Source organism: Phycisphaerales bacterium, assembly GCA_040221175.1.
GTDB lineage: Bacteria > Planctomycetota > Phycisphaerae > Phycisphaerales > UBA1924 > JAHCJI01.
Genome location: JAVJVK010000019.1, coordinates 161,218 through 184,371, shown reverse-complemented (window position 1 = coordinate 184,371; position 23,154 = coordinate 161,218). Strand labels below are relative to the sequence as shown.

Annotated in this window: 22 protein-coding genes and 1 tRNA gene; 18 read left to right on the top strand and 5 right to left on the bottom strand. The window is 67.2% G+C overall.

Annotated features, from left to right (window positions below; translation table 11 throughout):
• The first annotated feature begins 207 nt into the window (after nt 1–207).
• The 8 genes from RIE32_13075 (at nt 208) to rplI (ending at nt 5,332) form a co-directional block, all read left to right on the top strand.
• Nucleotides 208–278 (top strand) — tRNA-Gln (locus RIE32_13075).
• Nucleotides 279–330: 52 nt separating this feature from the next.
• Nucleotides 331–1,128 (top strand): NTP transferase domain-containing protein, encoded by a 798-nt coding sequence (locus tag RIE32_13070; GenBank protein ID MEQ9097182.1) that lies wholly within the window; start codon nt 331–333, stop codon nt 1,126–1,128.
• Nucleotides 1,125–2,105 (top strand): ribose-phosphate pyrophosphokinase, encoded by a 981-nt coding sequence (locus RIE32_13065; GenBank protein MEQ9097181.1) that lies wholly within the window; start codon nt 1,125–1,127, stop codon nt 2,103–2,105. The genes RIE32_13070 and RIE32_13065 overlap by 4 nt, the downstream gene beginning before the upstream one ends.
• A 45-nt stretch (nt 2,106–2,150) precedes the next feature.
• Nucleotides 2,151–2,807 (top strand): 50S ribosomal protein L25, encoded by a 657-nt coding sequence (locus tag RIE32_13060; GenBank protein MEQ9097180.1) that lies wholly within the window; start codon nt 2,151–2,153, stop codon nt 2,805–2,807.
• Nucleotides 2,808–2,832: 25 nt separating this feature from the next.
• The gene (pth, locus tag RIE32_13055; protein MEQ9097179.1) at nt 2,833–3,567 is read left to right on the top strand and encodes an aminoacyl-tRNA hydrolase; all 735 of its coding nucleotides are present in this window, start codon (nt 2,833–2,835) and stop codon (nt 3,565–3,567) included.
• A 1-nt stretch (nt 3,568) separates the two neighbouring features.
• Nucleotides 3,569–4,108 (top strand): 30S ribosomal protein S6, encoded by a 540-nt coding sequence (gene rpsF, locus RIE32_13050; protein ID MEQ9097178.1) that lies wholly within the window; start codon nt 3,569–3,571, stop codon nt 4,106–4,108.
• A 51-nt stretch (nt 4,109–4,159) separates the two neighbouring features.
• A complete protein-coding gene (gene ssb, locus RIE32_13045) occupies nt 4,160–4,624 on the top strand; it encodes a single-stranded DNA-binding protein (protein MEQ9097177.1) in 465 nt (154 codons plus the stop codon).
• A 123-nt stretch (nt 4,625–4,747) separates the two neighbouring features.
• Nucleotides 4,748–5,332 carry a 50S ribosomal protein L9 gene (rplI, locus tag RIE32_13040; protein MEQ9097176.1) on the top strand — a complete coding sequence of 195 codons (585 nt, stop codon included), beginning with the start codon at nt 4,748–4,750 and terminating at the stop codon, nt 5,330–5,332.
• 84 nt (nt 5,333–5,416) lie between these two features.
• Here rplI and RIE32_13035 read toward each other — a convergent pair whose 3' ends face one another.
• Genes RIE32_13035 through RIE32_13025 form a run of 3 tightly spaced genes read right to left on the bottom strand, consistent with a single transcriptional unit; the run spans nt 5,417 to nt 8,915 of the window.
• Entirely contained in the window at nt 5,417–6,196 is a 780-nt protein-coding gene (locus RIE32_13035) for a CoA transferase subunit A (protein ID MEQ9097175.1), read from the bottom strand.
• A 57-nt stretch (nt 6,197–6,253) separates the two neighbouring features.
• Nucleotides 6,254–6,955: a DUF4328 domain-containing protein gene (locus RIE32_13030; GenBank protein MEQ9097174.1), complete on the bottom strand. Its 702-nt coding sequence runs from the start codon at nt 6,953–6,955 to the stop codon at nt 6,254–6,256.
• A 28-nt stretch (nt 6,956–6,983) separates the two neighbouring features.
• Entirely contained in the window at nt 6,984–8,915 is a 1,932-nt protein-coding gene (locus tag RIE32_13025) for an ATP-dependent DNA helicase RecQ (GenBank protein ID MEQ9097173.1), read from the bottom strand.
• A 192-nt stretch (nt 8,916–9,107) separates the two neighbouring features.
• On the opposite strand from RIE32_13025, the gene rpmF reads away from it, so the two are divergent.
• The 9 genes from rpmF to RIE32_12980 all read left to right on the top strand — a co-directional run bounded on the left by rpmF (nt 9,108) and on the right by RIE32_12980 (nt 19,120).
• Nucleotides 9,108–9,308: a 50S ribosomal protein L32 gene (rpmF, locus tag RIE32_13020; protein ID MEQ9097172.1), complete on the top strand. Its 201-nt coding sequence runs from the start codon at nt 9,108–9,110 to the stop codon at nt 9,306–9,308.
• Nucleotides 9,309–9,374: 66 nt separating this feature from the next.
• Complete coding sequence (gene plsX, locus RIE32_13015) at nt 9,375–10,442, top strand: phosphate acyltransferase PlsX (protein ID MEQ9097171.1); 1,068 nt, start codon at nt 9,375–9,377, stop codon at nt 10,440–10,442.
• Between the two features lie 62 nt (nt 10,443–10,504).
• Nucleotides 10,505–11,503, top strand: coding sequence for a beta-ketoacyl-ACP synthase III (locus tag RIE32_13010; GenBank protein ID MEQ9097170.1), 999 nt, complete (start codon nt 10,505–10,507; stop codon nt 11,501–11,503).
• Nucleotides 11,504–11,537: 34 nt separating this feature from the next.
• The gene (fabD, locus tag RIE32_13005) at nt 11,538–12,479 is read left to right on the top strand and encodes an ACP S-malonyltransferase (protein ID MEQ9097169.1); all 942 of its coding nucleotides are present in this window, start codon (nt 11,538–11,540) and stop codon (nt 12,477–12,479) included.
• A 150-nt stretch (nt 12,480–12,629) separates the two neighbouring features.
• Nucleotides 12,630–13,916 (top strand): hypothetical protein, encoded by a 1,287-nt coding sequence (locus tag RIE32_13000; GenBank protein ID MEQ9097168.1) that lies wholly within the window; start codon nt 12,630–12,632, stop codon nt 13,914–13,916.
• 90 nt (nt 13,917–14,006) lie between these two features.
• The gene (gene fabG, locus RIE32_12995; GenBank protein ID MEQ9097167.1) at nt 14,007–14,753 is read left to right on the top strand and encodes a 3-oxoacyl-[acyl-carrier-protein] reductase; all 747 of its coding nucleotides are present in this window, start codon (nt 14,007–14,009) and stop codon (nt 14,751–14,753) included.
• Nucleotides 14,754–14,815: 62 nt separating this feature from the next.
• On the top strand, nt 14,816–15,874 hold the full coding sequence (locus tag RIE32_12990; GenBank protein ID MEQ9097166.1) for an NAD(P)-dependent alcohol dehydrogenase: 1,059 nt from the start codon (nt 14,816–14,818) through the stop codon (nt 15,872–15,874).
• 444 nt (nt 15,875–16,318) lie between these two features.
• Nucleotides 16,319–17,614: a divalent metal cation transporter gene (locus tag RIE32_12985; protein MEQ9097165.1), complete on the top strand. Its 1,296-nt coding sequence runs from the start codon at nt 16,319–16,321 to the stop codon at nt 17,612–17,614.
• 18 nt (nt 17,615–17,632) lie between these two features.
• A complete protein-coding gene (locus tag RIE32_12980; protein MEQ9097164.1) occupies nt 17,633–19,120 on the top strand; it encodes an alpha/beta hydrolase in 1,488 nt (495 codons plus the stop codon).
• Nucleotides 19,121–19,146: 26 nt separating this feature from the next.
• On the opposite strand, the gene RIE32_12975 is transcribed toward RIE32_12980, so the two are convergent.
• Together RIE32_12975 and RIE32_12970 are read right to left on the bottom strand one after the other, a co-directional pair.
• Nucleotides 19,147–20,190, bottom strand: a complete 1,044-nt coding sequence (locus RIE32_12975) for a DUF4349 domain-containing protein (protein ID MEQ9097163.1) — start codon at nt 20,188–20,190, stop codon at nt 19,147–19,149.
• The gene (locus tag RIE32_12970) at nt 20,187–20,786 is read right to left on the bottom strand and encodes an RNA polymerase sigma factor (protein MEQ9097162.1); all 600 of its coding nucleotides are present in this window, start codon (nt 20,784–20,786) and stop codon (nt 20,187–20,189) included. The genes RIE32_12975 and RIE32_12970 overlap by 4 nt, the downstream gene beginning before the upstream one ends.
• 112 nt (nt 20,787–20,898) lie before the next feature.
• On the opposite strand from RIE32_12970, the gene RIE32_12965 reads away from it, so the two are divergent.
• Entirely contained in the window at nt 20,899–23,148 is a 2,250-nt protein-coding gene (locus RIE32_12965) for an OPT/YSL family transporter (GenBank protein ID MEQ9097161.1), read from the top strand.
• Nucleotides 23,149–23,154 lie beyond the last annotated feature (6 nt).

Here is a 23,154-nt window from a genome sequence, read left to right as displayed (position 1 = left end):
CCGGCGGGTGAGAGCCCAGACCGGGGATCCAGCTCTGGAAGCCAGCGTGCGATCGGTCTGGGTGGCTGTGCCCGGGCTCTTCGCATCGCCCCGTGCCACCGCCACGGCCGGATGGTCCGGACGTGAATTGCAGGCATGGGAATCGTGCTTTTCGCACGACTGGCAAGGAGCACCGCCGGCCGCGAGCGCACCGAGCAGACGTTTCACTGCCCGATGGTGTAATGGTAGCACTTCAGTTTTTGGTACTGAAAGTCCAGGTTCGAATCCTGGTCGGGTAGTTTTTCCCGGTGCCCCGCTCGCCCGCGTCGATGCCTCCAGGTTTGGAGCCGCGTGAGCGATACCGCTTCCAACTCGAGCCCCCGGCCGTGCGCGATCATCCTCGCCGCCGGCAAGGGCACGCGCATGGGCAGCGACCTGCCCAAGGTCGTGCATCCGGTGGGTGGTCGTCCGATGGTGTCCATCGTGGCCCAGGCGTGCCACGCCGTGGGGTGCTCACCCGTGGTGGCCGTCGTTGGCCACGGGCGCGAGCACGTGGAGCGGGCTCTGGAAGGCGCCGCGGGCGAGGTGCGGTTCGCACTGCAGGCCGAACAACTCGGCACGGGGCACGCCGTGCTGGCGGCTGAGTCGGCGTTGACAGACGCTTCGGTGGACGCCGATGTGCTCGTGCTGTGTGGCGATGGTCCGCTAATCCGCGAAGACACGATCCGCACGCTGCTGGAGACCCACCGCCGGGTGAACGCCGCGGCGACTCTGGCAACGGCGGTCGTCGACGACCCTGCCGGCTATGGACGGATCGTGCGCGACGACGAGGGCCGCTTCGCCCGCATCGTGGAGCAGAAGAACGCGAGCGAGGCGGAACTGGGAATCCGTGAAATCAATCCGAGCTACTACTGCTTCAAGCTCGGGCCGCTCATGGAAGCGCTCCGGCGTGTCGAGCGGAACCCCAAGACGGGTGAGTACTACTTGACCGACGTGCCGGCGCTCTTGCTGGCCGGCGGAGCTCGTGTGGAGGTCGTCGACGCCGTTCCGGCTGAGGACGTACTGAGCATCAACACCCCGGCACAACTTGCCGAGGTTGATCGGATCTATCGCGAGCGGCACGGAGCCGCGGAAGGAACCCGTGCATGAAGATCGATCCGAATCAACTGAAGATCTTCTGTGGCCGCTATAGCAAAGAGCTGGCCGAGCGCGTGTGCGCTCACCTGGACCTGCCGCTGGGGAAGGCTCGCACGATGGCCTTCCCCGATGACGAACTGCTGGTGAAGCTGGACGAGGACGTGCGTGGTCGCGACTGCTTCGTGATCCTCTCGACCTGCCACCCCGTGAACGACAACATGATGGAGCTGTTCATCTTCATCGACTGCCTGCGGCGGGCGTCGGCGAAGCGGATCACGCTTGTCATCCCCTACTTCGGCTATGGCCGGCAGGACCGCAAGGACGAGGGACGGGTGCCCATCACGGCGAAGCTGGTGGCCAACCTCATCACGGCAGCGGGCGCGGATCGCGTGCTGGCGATCGACCTGCACGCGGCGCAGATCCAGGGCTTCTTCGACCTGCCCACCGACCACCTCTCGGCGACACCGGTGTTCCTGGACTACTTCCGGGCCCATCGCGATCGACTGGGGGATCTGTGCCTGGTCAGCCCCGATGTTGGCAACGTGAAGATGGCCGAAGCGATGCAGAACCTGCTCGAGGCCGACCTGGCGATCATCAATAAGAAGCGTGTCAGCGGCAGCGAGGTCGTGACGGACACGCTGATCGGCAACGTCAAGGGCAAGACGGTGCTGATGTTCGACGACATGATTTCCACCGCCGGCACCGTCTGCGAGGCCGCCCGGTTCGTGATGGACCAGGGCGCCAAGGAAGTGATGGTCGCCGCGACGCACCCGGTGCTGGTGGGCCCTGCGATCGATCGCCTGATCGAGAGCCCCATCAGCCAGATCATCGTGACCAACACGATTCCCCTGAGCGATCGGGCCAAGCGGCTGGAGGGCAAGCTCGTTGAGCTCTGCCTGGGCGAGCTGCTGGGCGATGCGATCCACAACATTCACCACGATCAATCCGTCAGTGCGCTGCTGCGCGATGCCGCCGGCGCCAAGCGATAACCCACGACAGCAGGCGGTGCGACGCATCGCCCAGGAGAGTTTCCGATGCATGAAGACGCCCCAACCCTGCCGGCCCGCAAGCGTGAGCGGATGGGCTCGCGCTACGCCAAGCGCTTGCGCGATCGCGGCGGCCTGCCGGCCATCGTCTATGGCCACGGCCAGGACCCGCTGTCGGTCGAATTCGACGCCCACGAGGCCAACATCCACTTCTCCAAGGGCGAGCGTGTGTTCGTGCTGGAGATGGAGGGCGCGGACAACGAGTTCGTGCTCCTCCAGGACCTCCAGTTCGATCACCTCGGCACGCACATCATCCATGCCGACTTCCGCCGGGTGGATCTGTCCGAGCGTGTGGAAGTCACCGTTCCGCTGGAGTTCGTCGGCAACGCCAAGGGCCTGAAGACCGCCGGCGCGGTGCTGACCCACCCGGTGACCGAGTTGCACCTTGAGTGCGCGGTCACGAACCTTCCAGACGTGCTCGAGGTGGACATCAGCAACCTGGGCGTCGACGAGATGATCACGGCCGGGGAGATCCCCCTGCCCAAGGAAACGATGAAGCTGCTGACCCCGCCCGACACGCGGGTGGTGAGCATCTTCGTCAAGGCCGAGATTGAAGAGACCAGCGAGGGCAGCGAAGTGGATGCCGCCGCTTCGCCCGAAGTCATCACCGAGAAGAAGGAAGAGGGCGAGAAGGACGAGGACTGATGCCTCGTCTGGCCGCAAGACACGCATGAAGATCATCGTCGGCCTTGGCAATCCCGGAAGCGAGTACGAGAACACGCGGCATAACGCGGGGTTCATGGTGCTCGACGAGCTCGCTCGGCGTCACGCCGGCGGGGCCGTGGCGCGTGGACGCTTCCACGCCGCCACGCTGGAATGCATGATTGCCGGCGAAAAGGTCATGCTTGCCAAGCCCACGACCTTCATGAACAAGAGCGGATTGACCGTGGGCGAAGCCCTTCGGTTCTACAAGCTCGAGCCCGCGAGCGATCTGCTCATCATCGTCGACGACGTCAATCTGCCGCTTGGTGGGATCCGCCTGCGGGCGCGGGGTGGTGACGGCGGGCACAACGGCCTGGCCGACGTTGCCCGCGCCAGTGGCGGCGATGCCTATGCGCGGCTGCGCGTCGGCGTGGACAGCAAGCCTGCCGGCGCAAGCCAGGTGGGTTACGTGCTGGGCCGTTTTACGCAAGAGCAGAATGACGCACTCAAGCCCGCGCTCTCGAACGCCGCGGACGCGGCCGAGTGCTGGGTGAAGGACGGCATCGTCGAGGCGATGAACCGATTCAACACCCCCGACGAGAAGAAGGCCAAGGGCCGGACGCCCAAGGCCGACGAACAACCCACCACATCGAATCGTCCCGGGGATGCCTCGAGCGAGGCCCCCAGTGATCAACCCCATGGCCCGGGCGACGAAGTCCAGGCCGGTCACCAATCGCCGCACAAACCGGCAAAGGACTCCTGACATGCCCCCAGAGCGCAGCTATCACTACGAAGCCATGTTCCTGATTGGCCAGTCGACCGCCGCCGATCTCGGCGCCGTCATCACGCATATCGACGAGTTGCTCGAGCGTTGTGGCGCGAAGCTCGTTGCCATGGCCAAGTGGGACGAGCGTCGTCTGGCCTTCGAGATCGATAAGCAGAAGCGTGGCCTGTACATCCTCACATACTTCGAGGCCCCGGCGCAGAACATCCAGCAACTCGATCGCGACACGCAGATGAGCGAGACCATCATGCGCGCGCTCGTGACCAGGGCCGACCACCTGACCCTCGAAGAGATGCAGGCTGCCGACGCGCGTGACGCCCTGATGGGCGAGGCCAAGCTGCGTGCCGAGAAGGCCAACGAGGCCGAGGAAGAGAAGGACACCGGCGTGCGGATGGGCCGTCCCGTCGAGGACACTCCGCTGGATCACACCGGAGCCAAGGAAGAGGGCGAGGGCGGCCAGGACGATGATTCCAACGCCACCGACCAGGACACCTCGGCCGAGCAGCCCGCCAAGGCCTGAGCCGGCTAGGCTCAGCCCAACCCGAAGCCGAACCCATCTGGGAGGATCGCCATGGCAGGCAGCTACAACCGCGTGTTGCTCATGGGCAACCTGACCCGAGACATCGAACTGCGTCATACGCCCAAGAACACGGCCGTTGCCCAGATCGGGCTGGCCGTGAATCGGCGGTTTCGCACGCAGGACGGCGAGCAGCGCGAGGAAGTGACGTTCGTCGATTGCGATGCGTTCGGACGGACCGCCGAGGTCATGGCCCAGTACCTCCGCAAGGGTCGTCCGGTGTTCATCGAAGGTCGCCTCAAGCTGGATCAATGGCAGGATCAGCAGGGGAACAACCGCAGCAAGCTCAAGGTCGTGATCGAGAGCTTCCAGTTCATCGACAGCGGCCAAGGCGGGGGCGGAGGCGGAGGCGGGGGATACTCCGGCGGCGGTGGCAATCAGGGCGGAGGCGGCAGCTACGGCGGCGGCGGGAGCTACGACAGCGACCCGGTGCCCCCGGACGACGACATCCCGTTCTGACCCAAGCCGCCTAAACTTGCGGCTCGCCCTGCGGACGGCCCGCGGGGCCCACGCTGGGGCCGATCACCGCTTGATCGGCTCCTTAACTTCCCGGCCCGACTTTGGGCGGAAAGGACAGCGACCATGGCTCGTGATCTGAATCTGCTGCTTTTTGAGAACGTCGATAACCTTGGCATCGTCGGGGATGTGGTCAAGGTTCGGGCTGGGTACGCCCGCAACTTCCTGCTGCCCCGCGGCCTGGCGACCGAGCCCGACGATCAGTTGATCAAGCAGTTGGCCGACAAGCGGGCGGAGGCTGAGAAGGATGTCGCCGCACTTCGCGCCAATCGTGAAGACATGGCCAAGAAGCTCGACGGCCAGGAGATCACGATGGTTCGGGCCTGCAACGACCAAGGCGTGCTGTATGGCGCTGTGACGCAGCAGGACATCGCCAGCGCCCTGCAGACCCTGGGCTTCGACGTCAAGCCCCGCGAGGTGCGCCTGCCTTATGCGATGAAGCGCATCGACAACTACGAGGTGCTGCTGAAGTTCGCCAACGATCTGGAGAGCCACATCCGGGTGTTCGTCGAACCCGATCGCACGATCGACGAAGACGAGCGCGAGGAGATGGAGTTCGACAACGAGGGCAACCTCATCGAGCCGGGTAGCAAGAAGAGCGAGAAGGCCGCCGAGTCGACCGAGGCCTCCGCGCCTGCCGCTGGCGAGTAAGCCTTTCTTCGCGATCAACATGAACAGACGCCGCGGCGTGCCAGAAGGCCCGTCGCGGCGTTTCGTATATTGTGCTGATCAGCCTCAGCCTTCGCGTGTCGTCCGCTGCTCGATTCGCTTCTCGCTCTTGCTGACGATGAAACGGTCGACGAAGCTGCCCGGCGTGTGGATCTGGTCGGGGTCGAGCTCGCCAAGCTCCACGACGCGGTCCACTTCGGCGATGGTGTAGGCCGCGGCGGTGGCCATCATGGGGTTGAAGTTGCGGGCGGTCTTGTTGTAGATCAGATTGCCGAAGGGGTCGGCGGTCTCGGCCTTGACCAGCGCGAGGTCGGCGTAGATGCCGGTCTCCATCACGAACTCGCGCTCCTGGAACACGTCCTTGTTCACGCGGGCCTGGGCGGGGGTGGGCATGAACGTCCGCGTCTCTTTGCCCTCGGCGATCTGCGTACCGGCGCCGGTGGCGGTGAAGAACGCCGGGATGCCGGCCCCGCCCGCGCGGATGCGCTCGGCCAGCGTGCCCTGCGGGTTGAACTCGACCTCGAGCTCGCCGCTGAGGAACTGCTTGGCGAAGGTATCGTTCTCGCCCACGTAGCTGGAGACCATCTTCCTGATCTGCCGGGTCTGGAGCAGCAGGCCCAGGCCCCAGTCGTCGACGCCGGCGTTGTTGCTGACGCAAGTCAGGTCCTTCACGCCGGTGTCACGGAGGGCGATGATGAGCTGTTCGGGGATGCCGCACAGGCCGAAGCCGCCAACATGGATCGTGCAGCCGTCGTAGAGGATGCCCTTGTCCTTGAGGTCCTGGAAGGCCTCGGCGGCCGTGGAAATCTGCTTGCTCGTGACGGCTGACTTGTCGGCTTGGGGCATGGCAGCGGGCCTCCGGGTCGGGTGCGTCTGGAACAGCGTAGGCGAACGGGCCGGCGGTCAGGCTATGGGCGGCGCGTGCAGGGCCCTTGCTTGCCAAGCCTGGATTTGCAGGCGGTCGATGCGGCGGATCATCAGGATCGCGAATACCCCACAGCCGAGTAACAGGAAAGAGGCCGCGACATCGCACATGACGCCGGCCGTCACCGCCGGACCCATTTCCGGCGGGAAACGCTTCGTGAGGATGTTGCCAACACCGCCAATGATGGTCTGCAGGAACCAGGTGAGCCACCAAAACGTGATGACCACGCCCGGAGCATTTCTCTTCCATGCCTCGGTATCGACATAACCAGTGGGTTGGCTGGCGCGATCGATCTCACGGAAGACCGAAAAGGGCATGAAGAGGTTTGCGACGGGGATGAAGAACCAGCCGACGGCCCAGCCGGGGCTGTGACGCAGACCACTGGCGCCCAACGCGCGGACGTTCGCGGCCACGCGATGCGTCCAGATGCAGAAGAACACGATGAGCGGAATGGTGACCGTCAAGACCTGTCCGATGACCGCCAGAGCCGAGATGACAAGCCCGGCGTCTGCCTGCTCAATATCGCGGTTCAGCGCCCCCGTCAGCATCACCAGTTCGCCGGCCAGGATACCAAGTTGGAAGGTCATGCTGAGCACCAGCAGCACGATCGTGGTGACGGCGATTCCGCCACCGGGCTTGTACCTGTACTTGGTGGGCGAGGGCAGGGCCGCTGTGCTCATGCGACCATGATACCGCGGGCCGTCCGCGTCAGGTTTGTTCCTGCACCGCCTCCAGGAATCGCCGGCCGAACGCGTCGAGCTTTGCCTGCCCCACGCCCTTGATCGACAGCATCTCGCGGTCAGTCGAGGGCCTTCGCTTGGCCATCTCACGAAGGGTTGCGTCATTGAAGACCATGTAGGGGGGGATGGAGTCTTCCCGGGCGATCTCCATGCGGACGCTACGGAGCCTCTCGAACAGGGCCTTCTCATCGGCGTCCAGAATCACGACTTCGGCAGCAGCCTTGGTCGACCGGCGGCCACGTTCTTTCCGCAGCGAGCCCGAGCCCATCGGTCTGGCCAGCGTCACGGGCATTTCGGCCTTCATGACGGCGTTGCCGTGCTCGCCGAAGCGGATGGTTTCGATCATGCCGCCGGCCTCGGTGGGCGAAGCGTGCCGCTGGAGGGCCCCGGCGGCGATGAGCTGCTCTACGAACATCTGCACCTCGCCCTTAGCGTGGTCTCGCAGCATGCCATAAACGCTGAGCTGGTCGTGGGCGTTGCTCTTGATGCGCTCGGTGCTGCCGCCGCGGAGGACGTCGACGAGGTGGCCGGCGCCCCACCGCTGCTCGAGCCTGGCGACGGCACTCATGATGATCTGGGCGACGCGGGTCGAGTCCTGCTCAATCTCGGTTTCGCCCAGGCATACGTCGCATGCGCCGCAGTTGTGCCGGCCGGGCGGGGGCTCGTACTCCTGGCCGAAGTGCTCGCTCAAGGCCTTGTGGCGGCACTCCATGAGCGCGACGAACCGCTGGGCCTCGCGGATGAGTTCGAGTTGGGCCCGCGTGGATTCAGTGAGCGATTGACCAAAACGCTGCTCGCCCATGATGAGCCTCGTCCAGCGACCGGCGTCACCGGGGCCGTAGAGCAGCAGGCACTCGGCGGGTTCACCGTCGCGGCCCGCTCGGCCGGCCTCCTGCTGGTAGGCCTCGACGCTCTTTGGGCAGGCGGCATGGACCACGAGGCGTACGTTGCTGCGGTCGATGCCCATGCCGAAGGCGACCGTGGCGCATACGACGTCGAGCTCTTCGTTGGTGAAGGCTCGCTCGACGTTATCACGCTGATTGGGCTTTAAGCCGGCGTGGTAGGCCTGAGCGTCCAGACCCATTCCTCGCAGGCCATCGGCGAAGTCTTCGGTTTCTTTCCTGCTGATGCAGTAGACGATGGCGCCGCCTTCGCCGGCGTCGATGTGCTTGCGGATGGCCTCGGCGGCTTGATCGATGGCACGGCCACCCGGCTGGCGGGCGCGGACGCGATAGGTCAGATTTGGTCGGTCAAACGTCCCTACCAGCAATTCAGGATCGTGCAGGCCAAGTTGGTTAATGATGTCCTGGCGAACCCGCGGCGTGGCAGTGGCGGTGAAGGCCTGCATGGGCGTGCCCGGGACGACCTCACGGAGCTCGGCAAGGCGGCGGTACTCGGGCCGGAAATCATGGCCCCACTGGCTGATGCAGTGGGCCTCGTCGACGGCGATCGCGCCCAAGCGGCCCGCGTCGGCCAGGCGGGCCAGCAGCCCCCGGAAGCTGGCGGTGACCATGCGTTCTGGAGCAGCCAGCAGCAAGTTGATCTCGCCCGAGACCAGCTGGGCTTCGATCTGCCGGGCGTCCTCGAACTCGACGGCCGAGTGCAGAGCGGCGGCCGGATAGCCGTTGAGCTCGAGCCCCCGGACCTGATCTCGCATGAGCGCGATCAAGGGGCTGACGACCACGGTGGCCTTACCACTGACCAGGGGCGGGAGTTGGTAGCACAGGCTCTTTCCGCCGCCGGTGGGCAAGACGACGAGGGCATCGCGGCCGTTAAGGGCGGCTCGGACGGCCGCGGCCTGCATGGGCCGAAGGGCGTCAAAACCCCAGACTCGACGCAGGGCCGCCATCGCCTCTTCGGGGAGTCCGGGTTGGGTAGATGTACAGGTTCCGTCAGGCACGCACGGAGCCTATGCTTGCGGCCTCACGCACGCCGGAGTTCGTTGACGCGACGGGGCTTGGCGCTTATCGTGAGGGTCTGGATTCGTTCCTGGATGGGCGGACCGCTCCATCGTCCGGCATCTGGTATGCACAACACATGGCCAACGGGGCTCGGCCGACGCCGATTTGCTCCTTCGAAAGGGTGAATTGACATGCTTCCTACGCATCGCCAGTCGCACGGTCGGACGCGCCGCCGCCGGGCCCACGACTCGCTGAAGGGCCTGACGGTCACCCTGTGCCCGGTCACGAGCATGCCCAAGAACCACCATCGCGCGTGCCGCCAGTCGGGGTACTACCGCCCCGGCCTGACCATCGTCGTTCCCAAGCTCGGGATCGGCGTCGAGCGTGACTGAGGCTTATTCCATCCCCAGCTTCAGCATTGTTTCTCGGTTGAGCACACTTCGCCGAGGAGCGGCGTAATGCGCCTTGCCGTCGACGTGATGGGCGGCGACCACGCGCCCGATGCGATTCTGGCCGGTTGCTTTCGTGCACTCGACCCTTCCAGCGGCGCCATTCCCGAGGGCGGGCGCCTGGTGCTGGTCGGCGACGAGGCCGCCATTCTGGACGTCGCACGTGAACACGGGGTCGACCCTTCAACCTTTGACCTGGTTCCCACGACAGAAGTGATCGCCATGGGCGAAAGCCCCGCCAAGGCGGTGCGATCCAAGGCCGATTCGTCCATCGTGCGATCGGCGCGCATGGGTTCACCCAAGGCGGCCGGCACGCCCGAGCACGTCGATGCCATTCTGAGCGCGGGCAACACCGGCGCCTGCGTATCGGCGGCGATCATGCACCTCAAGCGGCTCCCCGGCGTACATCGCCCGGGCATCGCGGTGACGATCCCGGGCTTCCAGGGCCCGATCATCCTGTGCGACGCCGGCGCCAACCCTGAGCCGCAGCCGACGCACCTGTGGCAATACGGCGTGATGGCCGAGGCATACGCCCGAACGGTGCTGCACATCGACAAGCCGCGCGTGGCCCTGATGAACATCGGCGCCGAAGAGGGCAAGGGCACGGATCTCATCCAGAAGACCCGCGACCTGCTGGCCGCGACGCCGGGCATTAACTTCACAGGCTACATCGAGGGACGAGATTTCTTTGACGGCGCCGCCGACGTCGTGGTGACCGACGGCTTCGTGGGCAACACGGTGCTGAAGATGGCCGAAGGCCTGGCCCGCAGCCTGTTTGGGGCCATCGCGCAGGCAATCTTTGCCGAGGACGCGGAACTGGCGCTGCGGATCGAGCCGGCGATCAAGGCGTTGTACGCCAAGAGCGACTACGAGGAGTTGGGCGGCGCACCGCTGCTGGGGGTCAACGGCACGTACATCATCGCCCACGGCTCGAGCAAGGCAAAGACGATTTGTGCGAGTATTCGGAATGGATTCGAATACCTGCGGCTTGGCCTCAACGACGTGTTGATGCAACGCATCGCCGACGTCGAATCCTCGATCGATTCGGACCTGCTGCGCGAGTCTGTCAGAGCATGAATGATCAGAACACACACGGTCGGGTCGATAAGTCTTCGGTCCACACCGCCGGAGGCGCCTGCGTGGGCGCCACCATTCGCGGCGCGGGCATGGCGCTGCCCAAGACGGTGCTGAGCAACGCCGATCTCGAACGCCTGATGGATACGAGCGACGAGTGGATCCGCCAGCGGACGGGCATCGTGCAGCGGCGGATCGCCAAGCGCGATCTGGGCGAAACAACGGCAGCACTGGGCACGCGAGCGCTGCAGGCAGCGCTGGACGATGCCGGCATGCAACCGACCGATCTGGACCAGATCGTCGTCGCCACGTTGACGGCCGACATGCCGACGCCGTCGGCCGCATGCCAGATCGCGTCGAACCTTGGCGCGGGCAACATCGCGGCCTTTGACCTGAACGCGGCGTGCTCGGGATTCGTGTTCGCGCTCAATACCGTCGACGCGCTCATCCGTTCGGGCAACGCCAGGAACGTCGGCGTCGTGGGCGCCGACATCATCACCCGCCACGTGGACTACTCCAACCGGGGCCGCGGCACGAGCATCCTCTTCGGCGATGGCGCGGGCGCGTTTGTCGTCTCCGGCAGCGATGATCCGGATACCGGCGTGCTTGCCCGCGCCATGCACACCGACGGAAGCCGGTGGGTCGATCTGTTCATCCCTCGCGTCGAGGAGGACTATCCGTCCGACTTCGATCCCGATGCCGACGGGGTCGAGATGAGCTGCCTGCACATGAATGGCCGGGCGGTCTTCAAGTTCGCCGTCAGCACCTTCAGCGATCTCATCCAGGAGACGCTCGACAAGGTCGGCCTGCGTCCGGAAGACGTGGACCACTATGTCTGCCATCAGTCCAACAAGCGGATCCTCGACGCGGCCCGCGAACGCTTCGGCCTGCCCGAAGAAAAGCTGCACATCAACATCGACCGCTACGGCAACACCGTCGCCGCCTCCGTGGCCCTGTGCTTCGCGGAGCTCAAGGCCGCCGGCCGCATCAAGCCCGGTCAGCTCGTCATGTTCCTTGGTTTTGGCGCCGGCCTGACCTGGGGCAGCAGCCTCTGGCGTCTTTGAACATTCTCGGATCGATCCTTTCGGAGCCCTGCCCATGAGCGAGCGCGTGATTGTCCTTTGTCCCGGCCAGGGCGCACAGACCGTTGGCATGGGGCGCGCGTGGGCCGACGCGAGCGAGGCCGCCCGCCGTACTTTTGAGGAAGCCGACAAGATCCTCGCGGGCGAACTGGGCGCCCCGCTGAGCGCCTTGTGCTTCGACGGCCCCGCCGAGACCCTGAACCGAACCGATGTCAGCCAGCCGGCCATCTACGCGTGCTCGGTCGCATCGTGGCGCGGGTTGTCCGAAACTCGTGGAAACGTCCCCACGCTTCGGGCGGCAGCGGGCCTGAGCCTTGGCGAATACACGGCGCTGCACCTGGCCGGTGTGCTGAGCTTCGAGGAAGGCCTGCGGCTGGTGACCCTGCGCGGCCGGGCGATGCAGGACGCCGCCGAAGCGATTCCTGGGGGCATGCTGGCGCTCATCGGGTGCGAAGAGGCGCAGGCAAACGACGTGTGCGACGCGGCCCGAGAGGGTGGCGTTCTCGTCTGCGCCAACTTCAATGCACCGGGCCAGGTCGTACTCAGCGGCGATGCCGACGCCATCGGGCGTGCAGAGACCGCAGCGAAGGATGCCGGCCTGAGGGCCACGCCGCTGCCGGTCGCCGGGGCGTTCCATAGCCCGCTGATGGAGCCCGCTGCCGACCGTCTCGCCCAGGCTCTGGCCAACACCCCGATCAATGCCGAGGCCCTGAGCGCGTGCCCGGTGTACTCGAACGTCACCGCCAAGCCGCACGAACACGACGCCCAGAGCATCCGCGCGCGACTTGCCGAGCAGTTAACCCACCCGGTGCGCTGGGCCCAGGGCTGCCAGAACATGGTCGCGGACGGCCTGGGCGAGGACGCTACCTGGCACGAATTGGCGCCGGGTAAGAGCCTGACGGGCATGATGAAGCGGATCGATCGCTCGGTGGGCGTCTCGATGCACGACGCGCCCTGATATGCCCTGCCGAGCCGGGTAACGTGGGCACAACCAACGCCCTAGCCTGAGATAAGAGCCACCGAACCATCCGGATCGGGCGTACGAATCACTCTGCGGGCTCGAAACCCGCTCGCAGGTGCCCGGGATTCCACTCAGACGGAGCTACGCATGAAGAGTCGCACGTTCGCGCGAAAGGCAGTGAAGCTGTCGCTGCTGGCCATCCCGGTAGTGCTGACCGCCTGCAAGGAACCGCCACCCCCGCCGCCACCACCCCCGCCGCCACCACCACCCCCGCCGCCGGCGAGGGTCGACGTGCAGCAGGTTCTGGCCTCGATGGAAGGCGTGGATGCCCGCGTGCAGACCGCGAACAACCTCAGCGTGCTGGAAGAGGATGAGCCCATGGTGCGGGCCGCGATCCAGTTCGCCGACGCGATCGCCAAGGGCGATGACCTTGAACTGGAAGGCATGCTCAGCGCCGACGCACGGACCATCCTCGACGACCTGCGCTTCGGGGGACAGTGGTACGACGCGGTCGAGAACATCGAACAGGTGCGCATCGTCTACATGACCGCCGACGCACCGGGTGAGGGCATCGAGGTCGCGTCGGCCGCGTCGCTGGGGGCCATGGGGGCCATGAGCGCCGCCGGTTCCTTCGACGCCGGCTCGATGGACGCGCTCGCTCAGGGCATGGGCCAGCAGATGATGGACGCCATGCCTCCGGGCGTCATGGAAGGCTTCGCCGAGATGATGGGCGCCATGCAGGCCTACGGCGGCGACCAATCGCGACTGGACGCGGAGTTCACCGGCGCGATCACCGCCGTGCTCGAGGACGACCCGCAGCTGGCGACCGACCTGGGCCGCGCGATGGGGCTGGAGGGGGAGATCGACCCGGCTACGGTGCTTCAGCAGCTTGAGGCCATGGACGGCGGCCAGAACCAGGACATGGATGAGCAGACCCTTGCGGTCATGAACCGCCTGTTCGAGGCGATCCAGGCGTCGGACGAGGCCCCCGATGCGATCAAGCAGATGGCCTCGGGCGCCCAGAAGATGTTCACGGCCATGCAGGAAACCGGGGGCGCAGGTGCCGCGAGCGCGCCGCGATCCACGTTTGCCTCGGGCGACGACACGCCGGGAGCCCTGGCGATCGCCATCCAAACGCCCGGCGAGGCCTACGTGCTTGGCTGGTCGATCATTCCGGCGGGTGGGTCGTACGTCTTCGGTGGCGCTCCCACGAGTGCGCCGACCGTCGCTCGCGCCTCGGAACTCGATGGGCAGATCGGGCCGAACAACTTTACCATCGACTTCTCGGCACTGGGCCGGTCGGACGCGATCGATCGCAGCACGCTGCCGGTGGCGATGGACGAGCCCGAGCCCGAGGGAGAAGAGGAAGAGGAGCCCAAGGACACCGTGCGTCGCACGCCCCGCGGGCCGATCACGATTCCCGGTGGCGGCTAAGGCGAGTTGGCTCTCGATTCGCTAAACTAAGACACTCCCACGGGGCGCGGCGAGCGCCCCGCTTTCTTTCCTGCTCTGGAGAACGCTCCCATGTCCGACACGCCTCCTCGAGTTGCCCTCGTCACCGGCGCCAGCCGCGGCATCGGCCGCGCCATCGCCACCCGCCTGGCCGCCGACGGCCGCCACGTGGTGCTCGCCGCCCGCTCGCAGGGCCCGTTAGACGAGCTCAAGAGCGAGATCGAAGGCAAGGGTGGCCAGGCCACGACGCTGGCCGTCGACGTGGGCGACCGCGCTTCCTTCGCCAGCGCCATCGAGGGCGTGATCAAGGACCTGGGCCGGCTGGACGTCCTGGTTAACAACGCCGGCATCACGCGTGACGGCCTGCTGATGCGCATGACCGACGAGCAGTGGGACGAGGTGATCAATGTGAACCTCACCAGTGCTTTCGCCGCCTGCCGCGCCGCCGCCCGGCCGATGATGAAGAACCGCTTCGGCCGCATCGTGAACATCGCCAGCACGTCGGGCGTCGTCGGCAACGCCGGCCAGGCCAACTACGCGGCGGCCAAGGCCGGCCTGATCGGCCTCACGCGCACCCTCGCGAGGGAGCTTGGCTCCAAGGGCGTGACCGCCAACGTGATCGCCCCGGGCTTCATCGAGACCGACATGACCAGCGGCCTGCCCGAGGAGGTCGGCCAGACGGTTCTGAAGGCCATGAGCGTTCCCCGCCTGGGCGCCCCCGAGGACATCGCCGCGGCCGTCAGCTATGCCAGCAGCGACGAGGCGGGGTTCCTGACCGGGCAGGTCATCTGCGTGGACGGCGGGCTGACGATGTGCTGATTCGCAATTCAGGTCCGGGGGGTGGTCGGACTCGCCCGCTGTCAGGGTTCTATCCTGACGCCATGACCACCCCCACCACCCCCACGAAGGCCTACGCCGCCCAGTCCGCCACCAGCCCGCTAGGCCCCTTCGACATCCAGCGTCGCGAGCCGACGCCGACGGACGTCGAGATCGAGATCCTCTACTGCGGGGTGTGCCACAGCGACCTGCACTTCGCCCGCAACGAATGGGGCGGCACGACCTACCCCGTGGTGCCGGGCCACGAGATCCTCGGCCGCGTCACGCGCGTGGGCTCGAAGGTCACGCGCTTCAAGGAGGGCGACCTGGCGGCGGTGGGCTGCATGGTCGACTCGTGCGGCACGTGCGCCAACTGCAAGCAGGACGAGGAGCAGTACTGCGAGCAGGGCGCGATCTTTACCTACAACGGACCCGACAAGCACCTCGGCGGCATGACCTACGGCGGCTACTCGCAGCGCGTGGTGTGCGACGAGAAGTTCACGCTCCAGGTCCCAAAGAACCTCGACCCCGCCGCCGCCGCCCCGCTGCTGTGCGCGGGCATCACGACGTACTCGCCGCTGAAGCGCTGGGGCGCCGGCAAGGGCAAGAAGGTGGGCGTGGTTGGTCTCGGTGGCCTGGGCCACATGGGCGTCAAGTTCGCCCACGCCATGGGCGCGCACACCGTGCTGTTCACTACCAGCCCGGGCAAGGTCGCCGACGGCAAGAAGCTGGGCGCTGACGAGGTGGTGATCTCCAGGAACGAAGAAGAAATGCAGGCCCACGCCGGCAGCTTCGACCTGATCCTCGACACCGTCAGCGCCGACCATGACCTGAACATGTACCTCAACCAGCTCAAGCTCGACGGCACGCTGGTCCTCGTCGGTATCCCGCCCAACCCCCAGCCGGTCGCGGTCTTCGGCCTGGTCGCCCCGCGCCGCACGCTCGCCGGCTCGCTCATCGGCGGCATCGCCGAGACCCAGGAGATGCTCGACTTCTGCGGCAAAGAGAACATCCAGTGCGAGATCGAGATGATCCGCATGGACCAGATCAACGAGGCGTACGAACGGATGCTCAAGAGCGACGTGAAGTACCGCTTCGTGATCGACATGGCGAGCCTGTCTTAGGCACAGTCCGAGAAGCCCCCGGCGCGTTCCCGGACGCCCGCGGGAAGCAGGAGATGCTCCAAACCCCATCAGAGATGCTCTGCCGGAAGCAGGAAATGTTCCAAACCCGATCGGAGATGCTCTGCCGGAAGCAGGAAATGCTCTAAACCCGATCGGAGATGCTCCGCCGGAAGCAGGAAATGCTCCAGACCTGATCGGAGATGCTCCTCAGGAAGCGGGAGATGCTCCAGACCTGATCAGAAAAACGCCGCCGCCCGAACCCCGCCGCACGTCCGCGTTGGGGCTGAAACCGGCGATACTGGTGGAGAATCTGGCCGGGCCGTGGTTCTCGTGGACCGAGAAGCTCTGGACCGAGAAGGGCGGGATCAAGAGACTCTGTAGGCAGAAGCTCTGGATCAAGGAGGGCCGCCCGGCGGCACCGAACGCCCCGCTACCCTGACGGTCATGCCCCCTCCTACCCCGGCGACGCCGAATTTCCTCAAGGCCCTCGGCCCGGGCATCCTCTTCGCCGGGGCGGCCATCGGCGTCAGCCATCTCGTGCAGTCGACGCGGGCGGGCGCGGTCTATGGGCTGTCGCTGGTGCTGCTGGTTGTTCTGGCCCACCTCATGAAACTCCCGGCGATGCTGTTCGGGCCCAGGTACGCCGCGGCGACGGGACGTTCGCTGCTGCACGCCTACCGGGCCCAGGGGCCGGCGACGCTGGGGGCATTCGCGGCCATCCAGGTGGGCACGATGTTCACCATCCAGGCGGCGGTCACGGCCGTGACGGCGGCGCTCGTCAAGCCCCTGGTCGTCGATCCGCTGCTGGCGCGAGCTGGCATTGCCGAGTCCGGGGCGCCGCTCTGGGTCGTCGCCGCGGGCATCTTGCTTGTGTGCATCGGGCTGCTGGCTTGCGGCGGTTTCAAATGGCTCGACCGCGTGGTGAAGGCGCTCATGCTCGTGATGGCGGTCAGCACCGTCTTCGCCGCGGCGATGCAAGTGCCCAACCTGGACCTGGGCGCGACGCCCGTGTGGCCGACGCAGTGGAACCTGGCCTTGCTCGTGTTCGCGGTCGCCCTGGTGGGCTGGATGCCCGCGCCGCTGGACATCACCGTGTGGCATTCGCTCTGGAGCCTGGCCAGGAACAGGCAGACCGGCCACGCCGCCAGCAAGCGCGAGTGCGAGCTGGATTTTTATATCGGCTTTGCGCTGTGCGTCGTGCTGGCGCTGGCCTTCGTCGTGCTCGGGGCGGCCCTGCTCTACGGCACGGGCGTCGAGCCGGCGGCGGGCGCGGGCGGCTTTGCCAACCAGCTCATCGGGCTGTATACCGATTCGCTGGGCCAATGGTCCCGCCCGCTCATCGCCACCTGCGCCATCGCCGTCATGTTCAGCACGACCATTACCGTGCTCGACGCCATCCCGCGCACCATGTCGGCGCTGTTTGGCGAGTTCCGCGGCGTTGAGCCAAAGGGCAACCGCGGCTACTGGGTCTGGCTGGCCGTGCTCGCGGCCGGGGCAATCGTGATCCTCGCGGTGTTCCTGCGATCGCTGTCGGACATGGTCGATCTCGCGACGACCCTGAGCTTCCTTGGCACGCCGGCGATCGCGTACTTCAACCACCGCGCGATGACGAGCACCGCCGTGCCCGCCGAGCACAAGCCGGCCCGGTGGCTCATCGTGCTGAGCTGGGCGGGGATCGCGTTCTGGACGGCCTTCGCGCTGGTATTCATGGCCACGTGGTTTATCCGCGCGGGCGCGTAGCCATCGCTAGGCTTGCCCATGACGAGACGACCGCGCCGCCTCGCCGTTCCCGCCAACTACCCCGCCATCTTCTGGATGCTCGCGTGCACGCTCGTCGTCGCCGGCGTCGGCTGCCGGCACGAGACGCGCCTGGTCGATACGCCGCGCGTGATGGTCGGCGAGCGCGGCGGGCAGGTGTACTCGGCCGTGCCCGAGCACCTGCGGACGCCCGACATCCCGGTCGTCTACTTCACCGATCGCCGCGATCGCACGCTCGACAGCGACGACCCCTTCGCGATGCCCGACTACGGCAGCCAGCGCAGCCAGGACATCAACTTCGGCGTGGCGCGGGTTGGCCTGCTGCCCGAGCCGACCTGGGAGCAACTGGTCGACGACAGCACGAGCGCGGACCGGCCCCGTGACTACACCCTGCGCGTCGAGTCGGTCGAGCGGACCGGCACCATCGCGTCGCTTGAGGGGCGGCTGCGCGTCGAGGGCGGCGAGGTGGTCTACCCCGCCGGGGCGTCGGCCGCCTTCGCCCAGGACCTGGCCGACTTTCGCGCGACGCTGGCGCCCTTCCTGACCGATGGGCCAGAGGGCAACGCGGCGATCGTCTTCGTGCACGGGTTCAACAACACCTTCGATGACGCCATCCTGCGCCTGGGCCAGACCTGGCACGCGGCGGGGCGGCAGGGCGTCCCGATCGCGTTCACGTGGCCGGCCGGCTTCGACGCGTTCTTCAAGCCCGTGGCGTACAACCACGACCGCGAGTCGGGCGAGTTCAGCGTGCTGCAGCTCAAGACGCTGCTGATGGCCCTGGCCGCCAACGAGGACATCGACCGCATCCACTTGGTCGCCCACAGCCGCGGCACCGACGTGACGACGACGGCGCTGCGCGAGATCGCCGCCGAGATCGAGGCGGCCCAGGGCCGGACGTTCTTCAGCCAGCGCACGCACCAGACCCTGGGCGAGCGGGTCGAGTTCGTCGAGCCATCGTTCGCCGAAGGGTTGCGGCCCTCGGACGTGCTCAAGCTCGAGACGCTCGTGCTCGTGGCGCCCGACCTGGACCTGGACATCTTCACCCAGCGGTTCCTATCCGAACGGGTCATGCGCATCGCGCGGCGGGTCGTCGTGTACACGTCGAAGGAGGACGGCGCCCTGGGGCTCGCCCGCCTGTTCTTCGCCAGCCGCGGCCGCCTGGGCGATGCGCAGCTGGACGACTTCGACCCGATCAGCCGGTCGCTCATCAACGACCTGCCGGGCATCGAGATCGTCGAGTGCCGCGTGGGCGGCGTGAGCACGCACGCCTACCTCTTCGAGCACCCCGCGGCGTTGTCGGACATGATCATGGTGATCCGCGATGGGCTGAAGCCCGCTGGCAACGATAGCGCCAGGGAAGACACGACAAGCGAATCCCCGCGGCGTGGCATGTTGCCCTCGGCACGCCCGCTGGAGATGCTCGAGCCGGGTTTCTACGTGCTCGACGAGTCGTACTTGCGGCCCTCGGGCGAATCACCGGACGGTTGAGTGGTGTATGAACCCGGCCCCAAGGCCTACGCCCACGTCGCCCGCCAGCGCAGCGTTCGGTAGGCCCACACGCCAGCGGCGGCCAGGATCACCCACGCGATCAAGCCGCCGATCAACGCTTCGACGATCCACGCCGCCGAGCCGGCCAGCGTGCGGCCGCCGCGGACGAACGCGTCGCCCAGGTCGTCCAGGAAGCCGCTGGCGTCGGGCTCGGGCTGGTCTTCCTCGTCGAGCTGCACGATGCTCACGCGCAGCGTCGCCAGCTCCACCCGCTCGTTGAGCGTCGCGCGCTGGGCGTCGAGGCGTTCGATGTTCAGCCGGACCTCGCGCAGTGCATCGCGCACACGCAGCACGTCGGCCAGCGGGGCGTCGGGCCGCGTGTCGATGAGCTCGAGCAGCTCGACCTCGATGCGACGCTCGTTTGCCAGCCGCGCTGTGAGGTCGGCCCGCCGATCCGTCGCGTCGACCGCCGACAGCTCCTCGCGCACCACCTCGGCCACGCCGTCCATGTCGCGAATGGATCGCATGACGGCTTCCAAACGCTGGGCCGAGACCCGCAGCGTCGCGTCGGCACGGCCCTCGCCCGCCGAGGCATTCTCGACGAACTCGCCCAGGCCGGGATCGATGAGCGCGGTGACGCGATCGAACAGCGGGCGGACGGCGTCGGTTGTGAGTTCCATCGCGGCCGAGCGTTGGATGGCGCGTGGTTCGAGGTCGAACGCGTGCATGTCCTGGCCCATCGCAAAGGCGCGCTCGCCGGCGGGAAATGCACGCGACTCGGCGAGATCCATCGCACTCGGTGCTCGCGACAAGGCAGGCGCCAAGCCGGGCGCCGCCGATCTGGACTGACCGAGCACCCCCATCGACGCCCACAGCCCCACCGCCGCGATCGTGAGCGCGGCCGCGATGCCCGCCACGTGCTTCGGTGCGATGCGCAGCGTCCGCGGCTCGTCGGCCGGGGGCTCCTTGGACTGCCGGAGCGCGCTCTCCCAGAGCGCCGGCTCGTGCTCGGCGCGCCACTCGGTCAGCGAGGCGAGGCGGTCTTCCAGTTCGTTTGGTCGCTCGTTCACGCGTCGCCTCCCCGATCTTCGCCCATCACGTCGCGCAGCCGCCCCATCGCCCGAGTCATCCGCGTCTTGAGCGTGCCCGGCGGGATGCCCAGCACGGCCGCCGCCTGCTCGTGGGTCATGCCGCGCATGTGGCACAGCAGCACGACTTCCCGTTCATGCTGCGGCAGGCCGCCGACCACGCTCCGTGTCCACGCGAGGTCTGCGTCGGACGCTCGGACCGTGGGCGGCTCGCTCGCGCGGCCCCCACGGCGAGCCAGCGCCCGCTCCCTGGCCATCACGTCGCGGCACCGATGCACCGCGATGCGGTACACCCACGTCGCGAAGCTGCTCTTGCCCTTGAACGTGCCGGCGTGCCGGATGACGCGCACCCAGGTCTCCTGCACGGCCTCGCGTGTCAGGTCCTCGCGTCCGTTGCACAAGCCCAGCGACAGGCCCAGCAGCCGGCGCTCGTGGCGGCGGGCGAGTTCCTGCAGGGCCGCGCTCGAGTCGCCACGATCGCGGGCGAATCGGGCGAGCAAACGTTCGTCGCTCACTCCCACGTCGGCGTGGGCGTGGGCGTTCTCTGCGGCCTCGATTGGCGATCGGTCGATGGTCATGCGGGCGTCCTGATGGATTAGACCGGGCCCGGGGCCGTTCGGTTTGCGCCGCATCAAGTTTTTCTTGGCGTTCCGGGCGGCGTACGTTTGGAGATTCCCGTGGAGGCCGCTGATGAGCGATACGCCCGACAGCCGTGACCCGAGGCAACCAGGTTCGCCCGGCCAATCCGGCCAGACGACCGCCGGCGTCAACCCCGACGCCATGGCCGATCCGCCCGGCCCGGGCGCCTCGCCGCCCGCGGACCATCCTCCGGCCGATCCGCCCGAGCACTCGGGCGGCCTGTTCGACCCTCGGTATCGCGAGGTCACGGTCGCCTCGATCATCTTCGGCCTGATCGTCGGCGCGATCATGAACGCGGCCATCACGTACGCGGGCCTGAAGATCGGCTTCACGATCGTCGGCAGCGCCATCGCGGCGGTGCTGGGCTTCGGCGTCTTGCGCGGCATCCTCCGCAAGGGCACGATCCTGGAGACCAACATCGGCCAGACCATCGCCAGCGCGGTGAACACGCCCAACTCGGGCGTCATCTTCACCGTGCCGGTGCTCTTCCTGCTGGGCTACGACCTCTCGGTCAAGGGCCTGGACTTCTGGCTGATCACCCTGGCCTGCGTCGCGGGCGCCGTTCTCGGCTGCGCGTTCATCATCCCGCTGCGCAAGCAGATGATCGACATCGACCGCCTGCGATTCCCAAGCCCCACGGGCGTCGCGGTCATTCTCAAGAGCCCCGGCGCGGGAGCGAAGAAGTCCATCGTGCTCGTCGCGGGCATCCTGCTGGGGGCGCTGATCTACCTGCCCGTGGGCATGCCCGACCTTGGCGGGCCCGGCTACGGCAGCATCGGGTGGACGCTTCCGGCCGAGACATTGCCGCCCGAGGCGCTCGCCGCCGCGGGCGCGCCCGAAGGCGACACGCCGCCCAGCGACCTGACCCTGCGCGTCGACCGCGACCGCAACGGCGAGCCCGACGCGATCCTCACCAACACGGCATTCGACCTGGGCCGCCTGCTGGGCCTGCCCGACCAGTTCCAGCTCGTCTTCGCCATCGCGCCCTTCGCCATCGGGGCGGGGTTTATCACGGGCCGGGCGGGGCTGATGGTGCTGGCCGGGGGCATCCTGGCGTACTTCATCATCAATCCGCTGGTCTACTCGATGGGCTGGGTTCCCGAGACCGTCCGGGCCCACGAGGCCCCCGGGTACGCGTTCGGGGCGTTCAACCGGCCGCTGGGCATCGGCCTGCTGCTGGGCGGGGCGCTCATGGGCGTGGTCTTCGCCCTGCCGGCCATCAAGGAGGCCATGAAGAGCATCGCCAGCGCCAGCTTCGGCGGCAAGAAGGGCGGTTCGGACGAGCTGGGCCTGAAGGTCCTGGTCGTCAGCGTGCTCGCGGCGTTGCTGCTGCTGTTCCTTGCCGCCGACTTCGTGGGCAACAAACCCGTGAACCTGGCCGACCCCATCAGCGAGGTCGAGCTTGCCGGCGCGGATGCGCCCGCCGACCAGCCGACCACCAGCTACAAGGGCTACACGCTCGCGTTCGCCGGGCAGGACACGCTCGATGCGTGGAACGCCTGGACGCCCGAGCAGCGCGACCAGTACATGGCCGCCAACGACCTCAAGCCCGGCTGGCTGGCCTGGATGAACCCCCACCTTCGGGCCCTGGTCATCGCGCTTGTTGGCGCGGCGTGGATCTGGTTCGCCGGCATCATCATCGCCCAGTGCACGGGCATGACCGACTGGTCGCCCATCAGCGGCATGGCGTTGCTGACGGTCGTGCTCGTGCTGCTGCTGTCGGGCTCGGGCGCGGTCGTCGGGGCGGTGCTCCTCGGCGCGGCCCTGTGCGTGGCCATCACCTGCGCCGCCGACATGATGGGCGACTTGAAGACCGGCTACCTCGTGGGCAGCCAGCCCAAGCGCCAGCAGATCGTCGAGCTGGTCTCCACCGGCCTTGGCCCGATCGTGTGCATGCTGGTGCTGGCCACGATCGTCGCGGTGAACGTGAAGTCCACGGGCATCCCCATTGGCCCGGGCACCCCCACCGTCGCGCCCCAGGCCCAGGCGCTCCAGGCGGTCATCACCGGCGTGCAGGGCGGCGAGATGCCCTACGCCCTCTACGGCTTCGGGGCCCTGCTGGGCGCACTGCTGGGCCTGGGCGCGTTCCCCGGCCTGGGCGTGCTGGTCGGCCTGAGCATGTACCTGCCGTTCATCTACATCAGCACGTACGGCCTTGGCTGCCTGATCAACATGTTCGTCGTTAAGCTCAAGGGCAAGCGGTGGAGCGAGGACTGGGGCGTGCCGTTCGCCGCCGGCCTGGTCGTGGGCGAGGCCATCCTCGCGCTGATGATCAACCTCACCGTCCTGGCGATCGGCTAACCCCCA